Source organism: Candidatus Hydrogenedentota bacterium, assembly GCA_019637335.1.
Lineage (GTDB): Bacteria > Hydrogenedentota > Hydrogenedentia > Hydrogenedentales > JAEUWI01 > JAEUWI01.
The window spans coordinates 29879-49921 of the sequence record JAHBVV010000010.1; the positions used below are offsets into that span (position 1 = coordinate 29879).

A 20043-nucleotide genomic window follows, 5' to 3' on the forward strand; every position below is an offset into this window, starting at 1 on the left:
GGCGGGCCGCCGGCGCTCCATACATTGCCGGCGAGCCGCCGGCGCTCCATACATTGCCGGCGAGCCGCCGGCGCTCCATACATTGCCGGCGAGCCGCCGGCGCTCCATAGGTTGCCGGCGAGCCGCCGGCGCTCCATACATTGCCGGCGGGCCGCCGGCGCTCCATATTTTTTATCCAATCGCGGGGGCGTTGGCCATGAGGTAGGCCTCGGCCTCGTTCGACCACAGGCCGTTGTTTGCGGCGCAGAGATCCGCGAGCTTCGCGTAGAACGGGTCGTTCTTTCCGAGATCCGGCAGGTCGGCGATGGCGAAGAGCGGCAGGTTCGAGTTGGTGTAGATCAGTTTCTTTCCGCCGGGGATTTTCGGCAGGTTGGCCGTGGTTTCCGCAGAGGCGTTGAGGCCGCCGATGTGCGTCACCATGACGGCGGGGTTCAGCTTGCCCTCGCTCATGTATTTGAGCGCGATCCGCATGTCGTTCGTGTTGCCGCCGCTGTTCGCCGCCACATGATGCGCCGCGTAGTGGACATCGTAGAAGTTGATCGTGGCCTTGAACTCGGTGTCCGTCGGGCCGGCGAAGAAGTTGAGGCAGCCGTTGTTGCCCATGATCGCGCTCGCCTGCTCCACCAGCGACGCGACCGGCGCGAAGACGAACACGTCGGCGTAGCCCTTGCCGCTGGTGAGATCCTTCATATCCTGCACGGGGTTCGCGCCGCCCGTGTTCAGGTAGTGCAGCTCGACGCCGTTGGCCTTCGCGTCCGCCACGGTGAAGAGGGACGCCGCGCGGTCGAGGCGCGCCTGGTCGATGTCGGTCACGATAAGAATCTTCGGCCTGTCGGGGCCGTGGATCGCGTAGTCGATGGCGCCGAGGCCCATCGGGCCCGTGCCGCCGAGCAGGGCCATGTTCCCGTTGGTGTCGATGCCCATCTTGTGATCGTAGGAGCCGTGCTCGAAGTGGTACTGCACGTTGAAGCCGCCCACGATGCAGGAGACCGGCTCCGCGAGCGAGGCCTGGAAGTAGCCCTCGCCGTCGTAGGAGAGCAGGCAATCCTGGTCCATCACCTCGCGCGGGATGATCACCTTCGTGGCGTGGCCGCCGAGGTAGGGGAAGGAGTAGCCCGGCGCGTCAAACTCGCGGCCGGGGATATTGAGCGCGGGCTGGAGGCTGTATTTCGCGCCCACCTTGACCTTGTCCGCGTACTTCGCGCCCACCGCCAGGATCTCGCCGCACATCTCGTGGCCCAGCATGATGGGCTGCTCCGCGACGTTGTCCGGCACGCGCTTGTGATCGCCGCCCTGCTGATAGATCTTGTAGTCCGACATGCAGATGCTGTTCGTGCGCACATCGGCGAGGATCTCGTCGTCCTTAAGTGCCGGCAGGTCAAAGGTTTCGAGGCGCAGGTCGTGCTTGCCATAGAGGCGTACGGCGCGGGTCTGGGTCATGGTGCGTGTATTCCTTGAGTGAATTCTTGCGAGAATTTGTTTATTTGTGATTGAATTCTTTCAAGAATATAGTATAATCTATCACAAGATTGCAATAAAGAGTACTGCAAGCCCCAGCGCCCCAAATGTAATCAAGCCCAGAATCCCACAGAGTAACACGGTCGCGGACCACGCGAACTTGGCAAGTATATGGTGGATCTGGCGCAGCTCAGTCAGCTGCTCGCGTTGAATCGTAAGTATCTCATTCAGTTTGGAATCGTCCAATCTTCCGGCCTCCGCAGTTGTGTGGGTTGGGATTGTGGGCGGGATGAGAACTCGACAGAGAACAGGTCTCGCACGGAAGGGTCGTTAAAGTCTGCCCATGCCAGCAACCCGCACCCAGAAACACAAGGAACTCGCGCCGGAGCGCCTCGACCGCCTTCGGGATATCTTACGCGAAACGGCGGTGGTTCGGGTAGACGAGCTTTGCGCGGCGCTGAAGGTGTCGGCGGCGACGGTTCGGCGGGATCTGGAGGAGCTGGAGCGGCGGGGCGAGGCGCGGCGGGTGCATGGCGGGGCGGTGGCGGTGAGCCGGAAGCCGTTTGAGGAGCCGGTGTTTGATGACAAGGCGGCGATGGCGCGGGACGAGAAGCAGCGGATCGCGCGGAAAGCGCTGGAGCTTATCGGGCCGCGCGACACGATATACCTGGATGGCGGGAGCACGGTGCTGGAGCTGGCGCGGCTGCTGCCCTCGCGTCCGGACATCACGGTGGTGACGAATTCGCTCCGGGCGGCGTCGGAGCTGGGTGCGAGCGGACCGCGATTGATTCTCATCGGCGGCGAATTGCGGCGCCTGAGCCAGACGATGGTGGGGCCGCTGACGCGGTTCATGCTGGAGGAGCTGCACATCGACAAGGCTTTCATGGGCACGATTGGCATTTCGCTGGAGGAGGGGTTGACGACGACGGATCCGGGGGAGGCGTATACGAAGGAGCTGGTGATGCGTCGGGCGCGGGAGGTGGTGCTGCTTGCGGACAGCAACAAGGTCGGCACGGTGACCTTTGCGCGGGCGGGGAAGTTGTCCGACGCGGGGACGCTGGTGACGGACGCGCCGCTGCCGGAGGAATATGAAGAGTATTGCGCCCGGCATGGCGTGGTGGTGGTGCTGGCGTGAGCAACACTGACAGATCGCAGGGTGCCACGGACAAGGCGCGATAGCGCCTTGCCCGTGTGGAAACCTGGAATGGCATTGACATCGAGGAAGTTTCTGGTGCTACCCGCAGCTCGCACGGGCAAGCCCTGCCGGGCTTGACCGTGGCACCCACCCTTGAATTCGATTGCTGTCAGAATGCTGGATGAATCAGTCCCGTAGGGACGGTAAAAATACGATTGCGGGACGCGGTGGCAACCGCGCAGACGAAGACAGGAACACCCATGCACGAGATTAAACTACCCCAGTTGGGCCAGAGCGTTGAAGAGGCGGAAATCACGCAGTGGCTGAAGAAGGAAGGTGACGCCGTCGAACAGGGCGAGCCTATCTTCACGATCCAGACGGACAAGGCCGAGATCGAGTGTGAATCCACCGCGGCCGGTATCCTCCGCAAGATCATCGTAGCGGAAGGCATCGAGGTACCCGTCCTGACCGTGGTCGCGCTGGTGGGCGCGGCGGACGAGGCGCTGCCGGATCTGTCGAAGTATGCGGCGGGCGGCCCGGCGGCGTCCGAGCTCGCGCCCGCGGCGGCTCCCGCTCCCGCGCAATCCGCCGCGCCGGAAGCGGTCGTGGCGCTGGAGTCCGAGCCGGTGGCGGCGCCGGGCGGCGCGATGTCGCCCCGCGCGCGGAGCACGGCGCAGCGCCTGAACGTCGACCCCGCGTTCCTGTCGGCCTCCGGCCCGGAAGGCCGCATCATTGAAGAGGATGTGCTGGCGTATGACCAGAAGCGTGGCGCGGTTCGCTCCACGCCGACGGCGCGCCGGGTGGCCCGGGAGCACGGCATCGACATCACGTCGGTGGCGCCGGGCGGCGCGACGGGGCGCGTGGAAAAGGACGATGTGCTGGCGGCGGCTTCCGCCCCGGCGGCCCCGGCGGCTGCGCCGGCAGCCCAGCCCCTCACGGGCGCGCGCGTGCCCCTCACCCCGATGCGCCGGATCATCGCGCAGCGGATGGTGGAGAGCAAGTTTGCGGCGCCGCATTTCTACGTGACGGTCGAGGTGGACATGAAGGAAGCGGTGGCCTTCCGGGGCGCGCTGCCGAACTTCAAGCCGTCGTTTAATGACCTCGTGATGCGCGCGACGACCCGGGCCATTCAGGCCTTTCCGCAGGTCAACGCGAAGTGGCTCGGGGACGCCATCGAAATGCGCGACACGATCAACCTGGGCTTTGCGGTGGCGATGGAGTCCGGCCTGATTGTGCCGGTGGTGAAGAACATCCAGAACAAGTCGTTGCAGGACATCAACCGCGAGTGCAAGGCGCTGGCCGAGAAAGCGCGCACCGGCAAGCTGACGCCGGACGATTACGCGGGCAACACGTTTACCGTGTCGAATCTTGGCGCGTTTGGCGTGGACCATTTCACGGCGATCATCAACCAGCCCGACAGCGCGATCCTGGCGATTGGCCAGATCAAGGACCGGGCCGTGGTGATCGACGGCGGCATTCAGGTGCGCCCGATCATGAAGTTGACCCTGAGCAGCGATCACCGCGTGATTGACGGCGCGGTTGCCGCGCAGTTCATGGGCCACCTGAAGACCCTGCTGGAAACGGCTGATTTTTAACCTTTTATTCGACAGGATTTACAAGATGGACATGATTTAAGCACACGGAAATTCATCCTGTTCATCCTGTAAATCCTGTCCAACACGATCTTTCAACGCTGATTAAAAACGAGTTAAGGAAACCACAATGCCCAAGCCCCTCATGGTCGTCCCGGAAGAAGTCCGGAAGTCCGATTACCTCAAGATTGGCGATATTCCCGTCAACGCCTACAAGAAATCCGTCAAGGACGAGCTCAAGAGCAACAAGGCCATCACCGCCGAGCGGCTGTTGCGCGCGTTTCGCGACATGGCGGTGATCCGCGAGTTCGAGAACATGCTCGACAGCATCAAGAAGACGCAGAGCTACGAGGGCATCAACTACAACCACGCGGGCCCGGCCCACCTTTCGACGGGCCAGGAAGCCGCGGCGGTGGGTGAGTGCTTCCACCTCTCCATCAACGACCACATTTTCGGCAGTCACCGGAGCCACGGCGAGGTGATCGCCAAGGGCATGCGCGCGATCGCCGAGCTGGACGACAAGGGGCTCCACGGCCTCATGTCCGAATTCTGGGACGGCCGGATTCTCCGGATTGTGGAGCAGAACGAGACCGACTTCAGCGGGCTCAAGGCGGGGAAGAAGAACGCACTGAGCACGGACGAGAAAGAAGAACTCGGGATCGACTTCCTGCTGTACGGGCTGCTGGCGGAGATCTTCGGGCGCGAGACCGGCTTCAACAAGGGCATGGGCGGCTCGATGCACGTGTTCTTCACCCCCTTCGGCATTTACCCGAACAACGCCCTCGTGGGCGGCAGCGCGGATATCGCGACGGGCTCGGCGCTGTACAAGAAGGTGCAGCAGGCCGGCGGGATTACCGTGGCCAACATCGGCGACGCGTCCATGGGCTGCGGCCCGGTCTGGGAGGCGCTGGGCTTCGCGTCCATGGGACAGTTCACGCGCCTCTGGGAAGAGGAATTCCGCGGCGGGCTGCCGATTGTCTTCAACTTCATGAACAACTTCTACGGCATGGGCGGCCAGCCCATCGGCGAGACCATGGGCTTTGAGCGCCTGGCGCGCGTGGGCGCGGGCGTGAACCCGGACAGCATGCACGCGGAGTGCATCGACGGGAACAACCCGCTGGCGGTCGCGGACGCGTACCAGCGCAAGATGGACCTCATCAAGAGCGGCAGGGGTCCGGTGCTGCTGGACGTGCAGTGTTACCGGCAGACGGGCCACTCGCCGAGCGACCAGTCCTCCTACCGCGAGCGCGAAGAAATCGAGATGTGGCGCAAGGTGGATCCCATCAGCGAGTTCGCCGGTAAGCTCGTCGAGGCGGGCGTGGCGAGCCAGGGCGACATCGACGCCATCCTGGCCTACGCCACGCGCAAGTGCACGAAGGCCTGCAAGTTGGCGGTCTCCATGGACCTGTCACCGCGCCTGGCGCTCGGCACGCGCACGGGCATCGCGAACATCATGTTCAACAACGAGATTGACGAGACCCTGCCCGGGCTGAAGCGGAAGGACGACGTAAACATCCCGATGGAGGAGGTGCCGCGCGTCAAGCAGATCGCGAAGAAATCGCGCAGCGGGATCGACGAGAGCGGCGCCGTGCTGAAGGGCGCCAAGGCGGTGAACTACGGCGAGGCGATTTTCGAGGCCGTGCTGCACCACTTCTACAATGACCACCGGCTCGTGGCCTACGGCGAGGAGAACCGGGACTGGGGCGGCGCTTTCGCGGTGTACCAGGGCCTCACCGAAGCCCTGCCGTACCGCCGCCTCTTCAACTCGCCCATTTCCGAGGCTGCGATCGTCGGTACGGGCGTGGGCTATGCCCTCGAAGGCGGCAAGGCGCTCGTCGAGCTGATGTATTGCGACTTCCTCGGGCGCGCGGGCGACGAGGTGTTCAACCAGATGTCGAAGTGGCAGGCTATGTCCGGTGGCTACTGCAAAATGCCGGTGATTCTGCGCGTGTCGGTGGGGAATAAGTACGGCGCGCAGCACTCGCAGGACTGGACGGCGCTCTGCGCGCACATTCCGGGCCTGAAGGTCGTGTTTCCGGCGACGCCCTACGACGCGAAGGGCATGATGGCGACGGCGCTGAGCGGCCACGACCCGGTGGTGTTTTTCGAGAGCCAGCGGCTCTACAGCAGCCAGACCGAGATCCTGCATCCGGGCGGCGTGCCGGCGGAGTACTACCGTGTGCCGATTGGCGAGCCCAACGTGGTGAAGGAGGGGTCGGACCTCACCATCCTCACCTTCGGCGCCACGCTCTACCGCGCGCTGGACGCCGCGAAGCAGTTTGAGGCGGAATACGGTATTTCGGTCGAGGTCATAGACGGCCGCAGCCTGGTGCCCTTCGACTACGACAAGCTGTATCAGTCCGTGAAGAAGACCGGCCGCCTCATTCTTGCCAGCGACGCCTGCGAGCGCGGCAGCTACATGCACACCGTCGCCTCCCAGATCAGCACGATGGCCTTCGACTACCTCGACGCGCCCGCCGTGGTCCTCGGTTCCTACAACTGGATCGTGCCGCCCGCGGAAATGGAGGACGAGTATTTCCCGCAGCCGCACTGGTTCCTGGATGCGTTTCACGCGCAGATCAAGCCGCTTCCGGGGTATGCGCCGTTGAACGACTACCGGTCCGGCGAGCTGCTGAGCCTGTCCAAGATGGATGTGTGCTGAAGTAAAGTGATATAGCTGAAAGCAAGACGGGCCGCCCGGTTGGGCGGCCCTTTCATATCGGACCGATACGACCGATAGGGCGGATAGGACGATAGGACGTATTCCGGCGCCTGGCTTTCTTGACAGGATGATCGACCTTCGCTAGGATGATTAGGGCGTTCGACGCTCAGAAAGGATTCACGACCTATGACCTATCAAGGGCACATCGAAGCTGGCAAAGTGGTGTTCGACGAACCCGCCCCGCTGAAAGAAGGCGCTCGGGTTCGTGTCGAACTATACGCTGAAGAGCATGCTGCCGAGATTTCCCTCGCAGGCAAAACGCTGGCCGAAGAATTGGCGGCGGTTATCGGGAAGGCGCAAGCGCTTCCATCGGATGTATCCGAGAACCACGACAGATACCTTCGGGACGAGCATTCGGCGTGAAAACCGTTTTTGTAGATACGTCGTTTTATCTCGCGCTACTGGTTCCTGACGACCGATGGCACGAAGAGGCTCTTAGACTCTCGAAGGAATTCTCGGGACGGCGTGTTACATCGGAGTTCGTCATGTGCGAGCTCGGGGCACTGTTATCGGCGCCGAGAAACAGGACGCTCTTTCTCGAATTTGTCAATCTCCTTGACAGGTCGGAATCGACGGACGTTTTGCCCGCCACGCAATCGGATTTCCGGGCCGGGCTCTTGCTTTTCTCTGCCCGGCCAGATAAAGAATGGTCGCTGACTGATTGCATATCGTTTGGCTTGATGGGGCGTAGCGGCATTTCATCTGCGTTGGCGTTCGACCATCATTTCCAGCAGGCTGGGTTTAACTCGTTGAAGTCCGATCATCTCGATGTCGGTAACTGACGTGCGAGGGCTTGCGGACTCACCGATACCGGGTAACGTTCGGAGATGCGCGTGTCCGTGATAGGCAGTGATGAGAACTGTCATCGACCAGGCTGAAAATGACAACGGGCCGTCCGGTTGGGCGGCCCTTTGTTGGTTATCACGCATATTGAGCTTCCGCATATGACAACCGGAGTCCCAGCAATCGCTCCAATCGGTCGCATCCGTCCAATGCTCTCAATTCACCGCGCCACCCCTTGAAAGATCGCACGACCTCCGGTACGATGATCGAGGAAGTAACCGATTTCTTGGAGCAGCCGATGGAACGATTCAACTTGTCCGTGGTCCTGGAACCCGACGGTGACAAATGGTTTGCGTGCATACCCGAGTTCGAGCATCTGGGTGTGGCCACTTGGGGGGAAACGCGTGAAGAGGCAGCGAAAAACTTGCTGGAAGTGGCCATTATGGCCTTTCAGGATGTAGGCAAAGACGCGACGGAGTTGGTGGCTGTGCTCTCAAGAGCCGGGTTGGCTGTTGGAGTGTATGGGCGTCATACAGAGGTACAAAAACTGTAAGGGAGTGAGATTTGCGCCACCACATTCGAACCCCATCAGCTTTCTCGGCAACACACAACGGATATTGCAGGGGCTTCCAGAGGGGGCGAGAAAGAAACTCGGATTCGCTCTCCGTATCGTGCAAATGGGTAGCAGGCCCGACAATGTGAAGGCGCTTGCCGAATTTCCGGTGCAGGTTCTCGAAATTCGAGTTCGGGATGTAAAGGAGGCCTATCGGGCCGTGTACACCGTTGTGTTGGGCGATAGGGTATACTTATTGCACGTTTTTCACAAAAAGTCGAAGAAAGGTATTGGAATCCCACCGCAGGACTTGGAGATAATTCGCCAGCGTCTAAAGGAAGCCATGGAGTTGGAGGCCGAGCAACAATGAACAAGCCTGAGACATTCCAGAACGTGTTCGACACATTGCGTTTGCCTGGCGCTGAGGAACTGTCGGCGAAGGCGGAGCTCGCTGCGAAGTTTATAGACGTCATACGCGAGCTTGGCCTTTCCTATGAAGAGGCGGCGAATGAGATCGGCGCGTTGCCCAACCGCGTCGAAATGGCATGTTGCGCGGATCTGGACGACTTCACTATCGACGAGTTGTGCCGATTCCTCGTTGCGCTCGGCCAGGATATCGAGATCGGCGTGAGGAGGGCGGTTGACACGCCCGCGCATCTGAGCGTTCGAGCTTAGGTTTTCATGCTTTCGTGGGAGTGTGCGTATTGTGACAGGAAGGCAAGTCTCTCTTGCATCTCTGCAATGGTATAGGGCTGTCTTCTCTTATGGATCATGGCATGGCAATTGGGGCATACAGGTCGCAAGTCTCTAACTGGGTCAATGGCGTGTTCCTTTCCAATAGTTGCAAGTTGTTCTAAGTGATGAACATGAATAAAACCTTTTTCCAGCTCGCCAAAGGTTTTCTCGAAGTCGTAGCCACATGCGGCGTATGAACAACCGTACTCATCTATGCAAGCTTTCCGAGCGTGGGGGTTTCTCTCGTACCGTTTGACGAATGCGCGACTTGGATTTCCATCAAGATAGAGCTTTTCATCATCCGTCTCTGGTCGATAGTATTTTGCAATATCAGGAAGGTCAAGCCAGCTCCTTTCCAGTTTGGTTGCAATGGCAGGAGGTATTTCCATGCCTGATGATCGAGGTGTCCAATTGTGTTTTTCGTATTCTTCTTTAAGTATCTTCAGACTAAGCAAAGGGGCGTGGGCAGGGTTGAGGATCGCATCGAAATTGATCACCACGTAGTGAATCATATTTTCTTCACCATTCCAATGCTTGCCCAAGCCGGCCGGGCCCGGCGGCGGGGGATCGGCATCACCTGCGCGGCGTCGTCGCGGAAATGGAAGTCCACCGGGGGGAATAGGGTGCGCGCATTCTCAAACGCGGGGGCACGCCCGCGGCGGGCTACTGCCATATCCACCAGAAGCCGAGAATCATGAGAAGTACGCAGAGCCAGCCGATCAGGAAACCGCCCACGGACAGGGAGCTCGGGCGGGCGATTTCGAAGCCCAGTGCGCGAATGAGGATGGCGCGTTCTCCGGCTATGGACTCCTCGGGAACGGTGCAGGGGGCGAGAATTTTTTCGCCGGGCGCCACCGGTGTCCGGATCAGGCGATAGAAGCGGTCGAGCTGTTCGTCCGGGACGCGGGGTGAAACGGCGCTGATCGCCAGGCCCACGCCCGCGGCCGCGGTCATATAGGCCACAATCTGCCAGGGGAGATAGATGGCGTCGCGCCCGTTTTCCGGCCAGATGAATTGGAGCGCGTCCGCGGCGGGCAGCGCGGCCACCCAGGCGATGGCGGGGGGCTGGGTGGTGAGCCACCAGACGGCGAACCCGGTGAGAGTGCTGGCCCAGGCGGCGGCGGGCGTGAAGGGACGCCACACCAGGCCGATCCAGAAGGCGATGCCCATCATGGGCGCGATCATGAACCAGATTTCGAGGGCCTTGATCACGTTGGGCACCCAGAAGGCGAAGATGATGCCGCCGAGCACCTGGAGCACGCTGGTGATGCGGCCGACGGTGAGGTAGTGCGATTCCGTGCGGTCGGGGCGGAGCGGGCGGTAGATGTTCTGCGTGAAGAGCGCCGCGGAGGAGAGCATGTAGGCGTCGCAGGAACTCATCACGCCGGCGAGCATGGCGGCGAGAAAGAGGCCGAGTGCGCCGGGCGCCAGCTGGGGGAGAAAGGCCTGCGCCAGGTTTCCGTAGAGTTTGTCCGGTTCGATCTCGCTGAGGCCCGTCCCGTTTTGCGCATACCAGGCCACGCCGGCAATCGCGGTGACGCACCAGGCGATGGTGCAGGCGCGCTTGAGGAAGTTGCCGAACATCATGCCGACCCGGCCTTCGTACTCGGTCTTTCCCGCCCCGCAGATGCCCATGATAAACGGCTGCGCGACGATGCCCACGAGGGCCTGGATACCCATCATGATCACGAAGAAGAGGGTGACCTTCCCCGGCGCCACGAGGGAGAGCATCTGCGGGTCGTTGATGGTGGTCTTGATGCCGTCGATGCCCCCGGCGGCGTATAGCACAAAGGGGAGGAGCATGAAGGAGAAGCAGAGGGTGAGCGTGCCCTGGAAGAAGTCCGTAACGATGGCCCCGGCCAATCCGCCGACCGTGCCGTAGAGGACGAAGAGCAGGGCCGTGATCAGGATCGCGGCGTCGGCATTGACCGTCGCGCCCGTGCAGGCCTCGATCAGGGCGCCGGTGCCCTTGAGGAGTACGCCGGTCTTCACCGTGAGGCTCGCGATGCCCACCACGGCAAAGAGCGCCGCAACGCTCCGGTCATAGCGCAACGCGTACACGTCCGCCGTGGTGACGGCGCGGCACCGGCGGAACAGCGGCGCGATGAGCCAGTAGAACGGGGTTACAAAGAGCCAGACCCACTGGTACCAGATGCCGGAGAGCCCGGTGCGCGCGGTGCCCGAGGCCACGCTGACGGCCTGATCCGAGGCGGTGCCCGTCCCGAACGCGTTCATCAGCATCATCCACTTGCCGAAGCGCCGCGGCATGAAAAACTCGCCGGTGGTCGTGCTGCCCTTTCCCGCCCAGATGCCAACCAGGGTAATGCCGGCGAGGTATGCCGTGAGCACCAGGAAGTCGGCCGGATGTAGTCCAAACATGTATTTCCTCCTCACCCGCGGATACTATCCCGAATACGCGGGAGACTATAGCACAGAACCGGCGGATTCCGGTCTGGGGCGGGCGGCAGGGGCTTTGTATCCACGGGTATTGCCTGGCGGCAAGGCATGGCTTGCCCCGATCAGCGGCGAGCATGCCCGCCGCGGGCTCTTGACGGGCGGGCGCGCTTGTGCTAAGTTGCGGGTATGGCAGTTCTTGGCAAGCGGCGGATCAGCGAGAAATGGTGAATCGATGGACAGCGTCGACACATTCGGAATGTCGGGGTGGGTGGCTGTGGCGGCGGGACACGGCTTATGGAGAGGTGAAATAGGTGGCTGTCCCTTGGTTTCCACAGCGCATTCGTGAGGCATGACATCTCCGGGAGTAAGACATGATATGCGATTAACATTGGGGCGATCAGGTGCCTCCAATAGAGTTATTGCAATCGGGTTGGCGGTTACGCTCATCCTTATTGCCCTCAGTCGCCAGCATCTAGCGAACTGGATGCATGGGGTGGTGCCAGGCAAGCATGCCGAAACTGTGAATACAATGCGAAGTATCGAGTCCGCGCTCGTAAAGATTTGTATGGATGCCGGAGTGGACAGTATCAGCGAGCTGATTGAGGTTGAAGAATTTCACCGACTCGCTCCTGAGTATGCGAAACATGCGGGAGTAAACGTGGTGCAAGCCTATATAGACCAGTATACGACGGTCATAAGTGCATTGCTAAAACATGGTAATCGTGCGCCAGAGGTTCTTGCTATTGCAACACGCCAGAGCGAGAGGGCGCTTGCTGGTACGTTCGATCCAGAGCTCGTTCAGGTACTGGCCCCAAGTTATTCGTTGTTGATACACGATTCTTGGGGTGGACCTTTCCACTTTTTCGTTGGGCCATGGCCTGGCGAATGGGGTCCAATAGTATTTCGATGTTACGGTCGCGAACGACGCACAGCGTACTACGGGCCAAGCCAGTCAAGGGAGACGCGAAACTCTATGGCTGCAGACCCGCTCACAGTCAGTATTGATGGGGCCGAACAAGGTATCCCCGCTGAGCCTTCTTTGGAGGTCTATATTTGGTCCAATGGGGCAAACGGAGTGTCTGATCAACCGCTTTACGATCCTTCGCATCTCTACCTGCCTCCAGTCAGCAGCCATTACCGAAATGGCGCATCGGATGAGTATATGGGTGGCGGTGATGACATAAACAACTGGGACCAATTGGAGACATATATGCATTTTTATTCGTCCGACAATAGATAGCAGGGGAGCAATTGGCGGGAAAACTGAGGAAACCGGGGAGCCGGAGGAGACGTTCACGGTGACGGTGGCGGCGAACGAAAAGACGCCGCTGACGCTGTATATCCACGACGGGATCGGGGCGCCGTCGGTGCTGGCCGCGCGGATGAACGAGCCGGTGATGCTCGCGGGCGGTTCGAGCTGGCAGGGGAACTGGGGGCCGGGGCTGGGCGGCGGTACGCACGAGACGCTGGCGTCGCCGGCGCGGGTGTGGCCGAACCATTCGGGGCCGCTGCTCCGGGGTTCGGGCGCGGCCTATTTCCCGCAGGGGCGCCTGCGGCACGTGGACGCGTCGGGCGGGGGCGGGCGCGTGGCGATGGGGCGCGCGGCGAACTCTTCGAAAACAAGCCCGCCCGCCTGCCGGCCGGCGCGCGCTGATCCAAGGGGGGAAACACACCATGAACCTTCGCAACATCCCGCGCCGCCTCTGGAACGCACTCGCAACCAAAGTAGGACGGGCGTCCCGTCCGCCACGGCGCATCCTGGACCTGTCCACCGGTCGCGAAGCGACCGATCCCAAAGTAGGGCGGGCGCCCCGTTCGTCCGTGCAATCGCCGTCAAATTGGAACATGGGGAATGGGCGTAAGCGCATGTCGATTTGGCGCCCTGAAACAAAGAACGTGCGCGCGCTGGAGCGCCGGCATCTCTGCCGGCAGGGATGCCAGCGCGCCAACTGCTTCCCCTTTCCGATGTCCCTCGACCGCATCCGCGACCTCGTTGGACAGCCGGCACGGCTGTCCTACCTTCTTGTCGCCGCCGCCGTGCTCGCCGGCCTCTGGGGCGCCAGCCGCATCCCGTCCCCCGCCTTCGCCGACAGCGGCGGCCAGGTCACCTACTACACGCTCACGCTCTGCTCCCCGAATGACGGCGCCATCCTGGCCGACCCCATCGGGCCGAGCTACGTCGACGGGACCGTGGTCACGCTCACCGCCGATTCCGACCCGGGCTACGCCTTCGACTACTGGACCGGCGCCCTCAGCGGCTCGGACAATCCCGAAACCATCACCATGAACGCCGCCAAAAGCGTCTGCGCCGTCTTCGTGGCCGACAGCACCCCGCCGGTTATCACCCTGATCGGCGGCAACCCGCTCTACCTCCAATGCGGCGCCTCCTGGAACGACCCCGGCGCCACCGCCGACGACAACCACAACGGCGACATCACCGACTGGATTGTGGTCGGCGGCGACACCGTCGACCCCGAGACCCCCGGAACCTACTACGTCACCTACGACGTCCAGGACGAGGCGGAGAACGACGCTGCGCAAGTGACCCGGACGGTGATCGTGGAAGACACGACCGCGCCCGTGATTACGCTGCTGGGGGACAACCCGGTCGATACCCCGCTGGGCGGGACCTACGAGGACGCCGGGGCCACGGTGTTCGATGCGTGCGACCCGGCGGCCAGCGTTGTCGTCGGCGGGGACACCGTGGACAACAATACGCTGGGCCAGTATGTCATCACCTACGATTCCTCCGACGCGGACAGCAATCCCGCCCAGCAGGTGACCCGCACGGTCAACGTCGTGGACATGACGCCGCCGGTGATTACCCTGCTCGGGGACAATCCGCAATCCGTTGTCTTCGAGAGTACCTACAGCGATCCCGGCGCGACCGCCAGCGACAACGTGGACGGCGACCTGACGAGTTCCATCGTTGTCACTGGCGACACGGTGGATACTTCAACGGCGGGCAATTACACCCGCTATTACGACGTGGAGGATGCCGCTGGAAACGAAGCGGAAACCGTGTCCCGCGTGGTCACCGTCATGGGGCCACCACAGACCCTGCTCGTGGAGGGTCCGGTCGGGGGTGATATCGTTCTGACTCCCCCGGATCCCGTCCACGTGGTGGAGGACGGTACGGGCAACTACAGCGACGATTACGATTTTGGAACAGAGGTGTTCCTCGCCGCCGTACCGGCAACGGGTTACGTGTTCTGGGAATGGGGCGGGGACCTGTATGGAACGGGCCAGGCCGTGCTGCTCGCCGACGACTTCGACGACCAGACCCTGGACCCCGCTTGGGCGGTAAATGGCGGATCCTGGAGCGAATCAGGCGAGGAATACCTGTCCGTTGCGGCGGAGACGGGCGTACTGCCACAGTTGACCCGGAGCCAACCGGAGCCCGACCTCCAGATTGAATTCGAGTACCGCCGGGTCTCTGGCACGGCGCCCTTCGACGTATTGATTCGGTGGGAGAACGCGGACAACCACCTTTATCTTCGCGTCGAGGCTGGTCAGGTTCTTCTCAAGGAAAAGTCCGGCGGAAGCATCAGCACGCTCGACAGCGCCACCGGAGCGGCTTCCGGCGCCGGCGAGTGGCACCACGTGGAGATTGAAGCCGCCGGCGCTGGCATCCGCGTCTGGCGGAAGCCAATCGAAGGACCGAAGTCCTTGCTCCTGAGTGCTACGGCCGCTACGTTGGACTCGGGCGTGTTCGGATTCGTAACCGGCGCGGATACGGCGTATGACATTGACAAACTGCTGCTGCGCGAACTCAGGAACCGCGCTTCCGTAGTCATGAACGAACCACACACCGTGGCGGCGACCTTTCTGCCCGAGGATACCGTGCCGCCCACAATCACGCTGCTGGGCGACACGGAAATCACGCTGGACTGCGGCGATATCTTCACCGACCCCGGCGCTGCAGCCTACGATGCCCGCTACGGGGACTTGACGCATGACATTGTCGTTGGCGGGGACACAGTCGAACCGGAGACGCCGGGCACTTACACCATCACCTACGATGTCATGGACCGCGACGGCAATACTGCGACGCAAGTAACGCGAGACGTGGTAGTCGGCGACACGACGCCCCCGGCCATCACGCTGACGGGCGACAATCCCCTCTACCTCGCCAGGAATGCGACCTACAGCGATCCGGGCGCAACGGCAACCGACAACTGCGATACGGCACTGCCCGCCATTACGGTGGACGCCACCGATGTGAACAGCGCCAACTTCGGGTCGTACACGGTGACCTACAACGTGTCCGACGTGGAAGAGAACGCAGCCACTGAAGTCGTCCGTACCGTAATTGTAGCCCCCACCCTCACCATCGCCAAGACCAACGCAGGCAACACCACCCCAGCGCTGGGAAGTCACTACTTCCCGCTAAACGCTGTTGTTTCCCTTTCTGCTACCCCGCCGGCGAACTTCAGCCACTGGGAGGGCGACGATATCCACCTGGAGACGGACAATCCCATCGATATCACCATGAGCGCGGATAAGTCGGTCACGGCGGTGTTCCATGCGGGAATCTATTTTCCGGATGCGAACCTGGAACAGGCTGTTCGCGACGCCATCAGCAAGCCCACCGGCTCAATCCTGCCGGGCGACCTGGAAAATCTAACAACGCTGGATGCGGGCGACTACGGCATCACGGATATCAGCGGTATCCAGCAGATCGCCGATCTGATCAGCCTTGTGCTCAGCGAAAACACCATCAGCGACCTCGGGCCGCTGGCATACCTTACCGGGCTCACCGATCTGTCGTTGCGCGGCGTCAGCCCGTCCTCCCTCGCGCCCCTGGCCTCGCTGACCGCATTGGCCTATCTCGACCTGAGCGGCAACAGCCTGGAGGACCTTTCCGATCTGGAAGGCCTGACCGTCCTCTCGGAACTGGATCTCAGCGATAACGACATCAGCGACCTCCAGGCGTTGATCGACACGCGAATACTCGAAGGCGGCACGCTGGACCTCACGGACAATCCCCTGGGTTCCCTGGCCTGGCATGTACAGTTGCCGCTTCTGGAGCAGTACGCCGGGGAAGTGACGTATAATGACGTGCTCGGCCATGAATCGGACGGCCTGCGTACGCTCGTTGTGGGCGTGAAGCAGGGCACGGGCGAAATCGCAATCAACACGGTCCCCGCAGGCGGCGTGGAAACGCACGAATTGAGAAACTACGAGGGCGAGACCTACGACCTCCTGTTGGCGGAGTATCCGGCGGAAACGGGTACCGTAGATGCGCCGTCGAACCCGGTGAGCATCACGGCGACGCCCGAGGATGTGGACGGACATCTGGATTACTGGATGGGCGCGTACTTCGCATTCGGCCCACGGGACAATGCCGAGCTGACCGTGATCCTCTTCGAGGACACGAAGCTTAATGCCGTCATGAAGGTATCGCCCGGGTTGGGTACGCTGGACCTGGTGGCGGACTTCGAGGACTTCGTGGCGGAGGTGTTGCCGGCGGAGGACTGGGAGATGCTGGATGAGAACGGCATAAGCTATGATAGCGAGGTGAATCCCGTTTTCACGGGCAACGGCATGCCGGACGTCGCGGAGTTGGGGCTGCTGAATGCCGTCCTGAAGGATACGGCGCTCGATTTCTCCGCGCGGAGCGGCGTGGTGAGTTATTTCACCTGGCAGGCGTGGGAGCAGAACCTGGCGGCGGCGGAAGCGCAGCTCGATGGCGAGATTCCCGGCCTGTCGGGCAAACCCTACCTGGTCCGCGTCGTGGCGGCGTACTTCACGCTGGGCGACTCTGCGAGCACGGCGTGGATCGATGTCGTGATGGACGCGTATGCAGGGACCGATGTCCTGGATTTCGACGCCTACGACCGGAGTAAGCAGCGATATCTCAGGTTCGATGCCGATGCGGACAACGAGGGCGCCCGGAATATCGAGGAATGGCAAGGGCTCAGCCTTACGGGCATTATCGAAGAGGACATCGCCGCCTACGCCGAAGTCGCCCTGGACCCGGAAGTGCGCCCGGATTCCGCGAAGGCGGCGGGTGGCGTGGCGAAGCAGGTCGTAGCGGTGGACTGCCCCAATGCGAATTGTATCCCCACCGTACAGATCGGTGTGTGGGACCCGCAGACGCCGCCGCTTTTCGGCCCGCCCGACCCGTTAGGTCATGAGAACACGGTCACCGTTATCCGAGGGGATACCGGGGCTACAATCCCGCCCGGCTCGTTCGCCGCCGTCCCAATCGGCACCAGGATACTCGTCCTGGCGACGCCCGACGCGGGAAAGCGCTTCGGATTCCACTCGTGGTCCGTAAGCGACACCCTGATTCATGGCTCGCGGGAGCTTTCGGAATCGTTTTACGCCACCGGCGATACGTTTATTTTCGCTGGCTTCGCCCGAAACACCGTGGTCGTCCCGGAGAACAGCATGTATGTGACCTATGCGGTTGGCGGCGCCCTGAACGCCGGGCCGCACCCGACGCATGCGGGGCTGGTACGCTACGTGCTGCGACCGGACCAAGTGGCGACACTTTCGGGATCGAGCACCCAGTTCAGCCGGTCGATGTGGGTGATCCAGCCGGGCTATGGCCATGCGGCGCCCTCCCACAGCCGGACCAATCCCGTATCCGTGCGGGGCGCGGGATACGCGCATATCTCGTCCGTGTCCGCCGGCGAGCGGCAGGCGGCCATCGGCCTGCTGTCCAGCCGCGGTGGCGATCTCCTGGGCAGTTCGAACGAGCACAATGTGGGGCGGGTATTGGACAGCGTAACCGACGCGAAGGGCTCCCTGGTTCGGGTGGACGCTTCCCCGCGCGCGGGCTACAAGTTCGCGGGGTTCAGCAGTCAGGGGGTGGGTTTTGCGGGCTGGAATGGGAACTACGTCTACGGGCCGACCACGTCCTTTCTGGTCGCCGGGAAGCATTATTTTGCTGCGGCCCTGTTCGAGGAAAAGGAAGAGTACAGCCTGGCCATTGAAGTCGATGGCGATGACCCGGGATGTTCCGGCTACGTGATCGCTACCCCGGCGCAGAAGTACTATCTTCCGGGGACTTGGGTGACCCTGGAGGCGGTTGCACTGCCCGGCTACAAATTCGTCGAGTGGGCAGGCGACGCCTCCACCTGGCACCACGGCGTGTCGCCCTACAGCCCCGAGATATCGTTTACCATGGACAGTGACTATGAGGTGACGGCGGTGTTCGCCAAACAGTTTCCAGAAGCCCCGGACGAGGCTTTTAATCCTGACACGTGTCAGTATTGTATTCATGGGGGAACGGTGGACGATGGCTATTTGATTGGTGACGTTCGACTCGGAGCATTGCCGGTCGGAATGTTTCGCTTCGGGGACGCTGACGCAGGAGGGGACGACTGGGGATGTGCCTATTACATACACAAAAAGGTGAAAGATGCATTAGCTTCCTGGCGGGCGATCCATCCAGATGGAACGATGGGTGTAAACGATATCAGCAATGAAGGCGGCGGCCCATTTCCGGGACACGACAGCCATCAAAATGGACTGGATGTCGATATTGCGAATCAGGCCACGGGTGCGCTGTCCGATGACCTGATCGCGATATTTACCGCAGATGCAGATTGTATAGCTGTTTTCACTTCGAATGGCAGCATTACGCTCGGCGGCGAGGTCAGTTGGGTAGACGGTCACGATACGCATTTTCACGTGAGATATGAGGACCCGGACGGGTTGGAGAACTAAGATGCATACTCTGGTTCTTGGAATCACATTGCTTGTGACTGGATTGAGTGCGCAGGCAGAAGTCAGCCCCTTGATGTACTTCACCGAGAATCGACTTCCGGTTGAAGGAGATTTCAAATCGGTGTATGAAATTGATTTAGAAAACTTCACGGCGCGCGTGATCTATACCAGCGATCTTGTGCTCCGTGATGTTGTATCGGCGGAACAATCCGATAGAATGATTGTACATGCAACGAACTACGAAACTGGCGATAAGGAAGTGCACCTTATAAAACGCAACGGTGAATTGGTGGAAAAGTTTCAGGATGGTGTGTCGGCGGTGTTTGTCGATGCGGCAGGGAGTAATATGGTGTACACTCGGGGCGAACTGAACAAGAATCTGCTCACGGAGAGTCGCGGAACGTGGCTGCACGACCTTAGTACGGGCGAAGAGAAGATGATTGCTGAAACGGGTTTGTATTTGGAATGGGCGTCCTTCAATAGGTCTCTCTACATACGCAATAGCGGCGAAGGCGGTGATGGGTTTCGTTATCTAATGGAAACAGGTGAGATCGAAGATTCGGACCTGCTTTACGGTAGTTTTTCAACGGCGGGTACGTACCGATGGGGATATATGACTTGGGGCGGCGTGTATATAAAGAACTGGGAAACGGACGAGATAGTATCCACTGAATTTGAGCTATTGAAGACACGGCGGCACGCAACACCCTTGTATTGGATGAGCGATTCGCTCGCGATGTTGCCCCACTATAAGTTGGAATTAGAAGATTACCTTCTGTACGTGGAGACGGGAAGAACACTGAAGGCTCCGGGAAGGGTGCTGTCCGTAACGAACGACGAGAAGTACGTCTACGTGTGCAAGCCCGGGTTGCTGATTGAGAAAGTGGCCATGGGCGAACTGGAGGTATTGTATGAGGGGAAAGGTGAAACTAGCCCGGCTGATGGGGAAGCGTCCGCGGACGTCGAGTGAGCTACGAGCAGAAAATGG

General features: G+C 61.2%; 14 protein-coding genes and 3 pseudogenes. 14 read left to right on the forward strand and 3 right to left on the reverse strand.

Features of this window, described 5'->3' with window-relative positions:
* Positions 1–171 precede the first annotated feature (171 nt).
* Positions 172–1440: a zinc-binding dehydrogenase gene (locus tag KF886_12660; GenBank protein MBX3178208.1), complete on the reverse strand. Its 1269-nt coding sequence runs from the start codon at positions 1438–1440 to the stop codon at positions 172–174.
* A 361-nt stretch (positions 1441–1801) separates the two neighbouring features.
* Between KF886_12660 and KF886_12665 the strand changes: the two genes are divergently transcribed.
* The 8 genes from KF886_12665 to KF886_12700 all read left to right on the forward strand — a co-directional run bounded on the left by KF886_12665 (position 1802) and on the right by KF886_12700 (position 8918).
* The gene (locus KF886_12665) at positions 1802–2593 is read left to right on the forward strand and encodes a DeoR/GlpR transcriptional regulator (GenBank protein MBX3178209.1); all 792 of its coding nucleotides are present in this window, start codon (positions 1802–1804) and stop codon (positions 2591–2593) included.
* Positions 2594–2853: 260 nt separating this feature from the next.
* Positions 2854–4188 (forward strand): 2-oxo acid dehydrogenase subunit E2, encoded by a 1335-nt coding sequence (locus tag KF886_12670; protein ID MBX3178210.1) that lies wholly within the window; start codon positions 2854–2856, stop codon positions 4186–4188.
* Between the two features lie 127 nt (positions 4189–4315).
* Complete coding sequence (locus KF886_12675) at positions 4316–6847, forward strand: dehydrogenase (protein MBX3178211.1); 2532 nt, start codon at positions 4316–4318, stop codon at positions 6845–6847.
* 186 nt (positions 6848–7033) lie between these two features.
* Positions 7034–7270, forward strand: coding sequence for a hypothetical protein (locus KF886_12680; protein MBX3178212.1), 237 nt, complete (start codon positions 7034–7036; stop codon positions 7268–7270).
* Positions 7267–7689 (forward strand): type II toxin-antitoxin system VapC family toxin, encoded by a 423-nt coding sequence (locus KF886_12685; protein MBX3178213.1) that lies wholly within the window; start codon positions 7267–7269, stop codon positions 7687–7689. Before KF886_12680 ends, KF886_12685 begins: the two co-directional genes overlap by 4 nt.
* A gap of 263 nt (positions 7690–7952) precedes the next feature.
* The gene (locus KF886_12690) at positions 7953–8243 is read left to right on the forward strand and encodes a hypothetical protein (protein MBX3178214.1); all 291 of its coding nucleotides are present in this window, start codon (positions 7953–7955) and stop codon (positions 8241–8243) included.
* Complete coding sequence (locus tag KF886_12695; GenBank protein ID MBX3178215.1) at positions 8212–8613, forward strand: type II toxin-antitoxin system RelE/ParE family toxin; 402 nt, start codon at positions 8212–8214, stop codon at positions 8611–8613. The genes KF886_12690 and KF886_12695 overlap by 32 nt, the downstream gene beginning before the upstream one ends.
* The gene (locus KF886_12700; protein MBX3178216.1) at positions 8610–8918 is read left to right on the forward strand and encodes an XRE family transcriptional regulator; all 309 of its coding nucleotides are present in this window, start codon (positions 8610–8612) and stop codon (positions 8916–8918) included. Before KF886_12695 ends, KF886_12700 begins: the two co-directional genes overlap by 4 nt.
* Here KF886_12700 and KF886_12705 read toward each other — a convergent pair.
* Complete coding sequence (locus KF886_12705; protein MBX3178217.1) at positions 8915–9490, reverse strand: HNH endonuclease; 576 nt, start codon at positions 9488–9490, stop codon at positions 8915–8917. The genes KF886_12700 and KF886_12705 overlap by 4 nt on opposite strands.
* 151 nt (positions 9491–9641) lie before the next feature.
* A complete protein-coding gene (locus KF886_12710) occupies positions 9642–11357 on the reverse strand; it encodes a sodium:solute symporter family protein (protein MBX3178218.1) in 1716 nt (571 codons plus the stop codon).
* 394 nt (positions 11358–11751) lie between these two features.
* Between KF886_12710 and KF886_12715 the strand changes: the two genes are divergently transcribed.
* The 6 genes and pseudogenes from KF886_12715 (at position 11752) to KF886_12740 (ending at position 20025) form a co-directional block, all read left to right on the forward strand.
* The gene (locus KF886_12715; protein ID MBX3178219.1) at positions 11752–12615 is read left to right on the forward strand and encodes a hypothetical protein; all 864 of its coding nucleotides are present in this window, start codon (positions 11752–11754) and stop codon (positions 12613–12615) included.
* Between the two features lie 434 nt (positions 12616–13049).
* Positions 13050–13946 (forward strand): annotated as a pseudogene (locus KF886_12720) (DUF5011 domain-containing protein).
* A 234-nt stretch (positions 13947–14180) separates the two neighbouring features.
* Positions 14181–14417: pseudogene (locus KF886_12725) on the forward strand (DUF5011 domain-containing protein).
* Positions 14418–15452, forward strand: a pseudogene (locus KF886_12730) (DUF5011 domain-containing protein).
* Positions 15453–15866: 414 nt separating this feature from the next.
* A complete protein-coding gene (locus KF886_12735) occupies positions 15867–19055 on the forward strand; it encodes a penicillin-insensitive murein endopeptidase (GenBank protein MBX3178220.1) in 3189 nt (1062 codons plus the stop codon).
* 1 nt (position 19056) lies between these two features.
* On the forward strand, positions 19057–20025 hold the full coding sequence (locus tag KF886_12740) for a hypothetical protein (protein ID MBX3178221.1): 969 nt from the start codon (positions 19057–19059) through the stop codon (positions 20023–20025).
* Positions 20026–20043: the final 18 nt, after the last annotated feature.

Coding starts and splice junctions, on each gene's coding strand:
- KF886_12660 (MBX3178208.1), bottom strand. CDS start 1,440: ATGACCCAGACCCGCGCCGTACGCCTCTATGGCAAGCACGACCTGCGC.
- KF886_12665 (MBX3178209.1), top strand. CDS start 1,802: ATGCCAGCAACCCGCACCCAGAAACACAAGGAACTCGCGCCGGAGCGC.
- KF886_12670 (MBX3178210.1), top strand. CDS start 2,854: ATGCACGAGATTAAACTACCCCAGTTGGGCCAGAGCGTTGAAGAGGCG.
- KF886_12675 (MBX3178211.1), top strand. CDS start 4,316: ATGCCCAAGCCCCTCATGGTCGTCCCGGAAGAAGTCCGGAAGTCCGAT.
- KF886_12680 (MBX3178212.1), top strand. CDS start 7,034: ATGACCTATCAAGGGCACATCGAAGCTGGCAAAGTGGTGTTCGACGAA.
- KF886_12690 (MBX3178214.1), top strand. CDS start 7,953: ATGATCGAGGAAGTAACCGATTTCTTGGAGCAGCCGATGGAACGATTC.
- KF886_12695 (MBX3178215.1), top strand. CDS start 8,212: ATGGGCGTCATACAGAGGTACAAAAACTGTAAGGGAGTGAGATTTGCG.
- KF886_12700 (MBX3178216.1), top strand. CDS start 8,610: ATGAACAAGCCTGAGACATTCCAGAACGTGTTCGACACATTGCGTTTG.
- KF886_12705 (MBX3178217.1), bottom strand. CDS start 9,490: ATGATTCACTACGTGGTGATCAATTTCGATGCGATCCTCAACCCTGCC.
- KF886_12710 (MBX3178218.1), bottom strand. CDS start 11,357: ATGTTTGGACTACATCCGGCCGACTTCCTGGTGCTCACGGCATACCTC.
- KF886_12715 (MBX3178219.1), top strand. CDS start 11,752: ATGCGATTAACATTGGGGCGATCAGGTGCCTCCAATAGAGTTATTGCA.
- KF886_12735 (MBX3178220.1), top strand. CDS start 15,867: ATGAGCGCGGATAAGTCGGTCACGGCGGTGTTCCATGCGGGAATCTAT.
- KF886_12740 (MBX3178221.1), top strand. CDS start 19,057: ATGCATACTCTGGTTCTTGGAATCACATTGCTTGTGACTGGATTGAGT.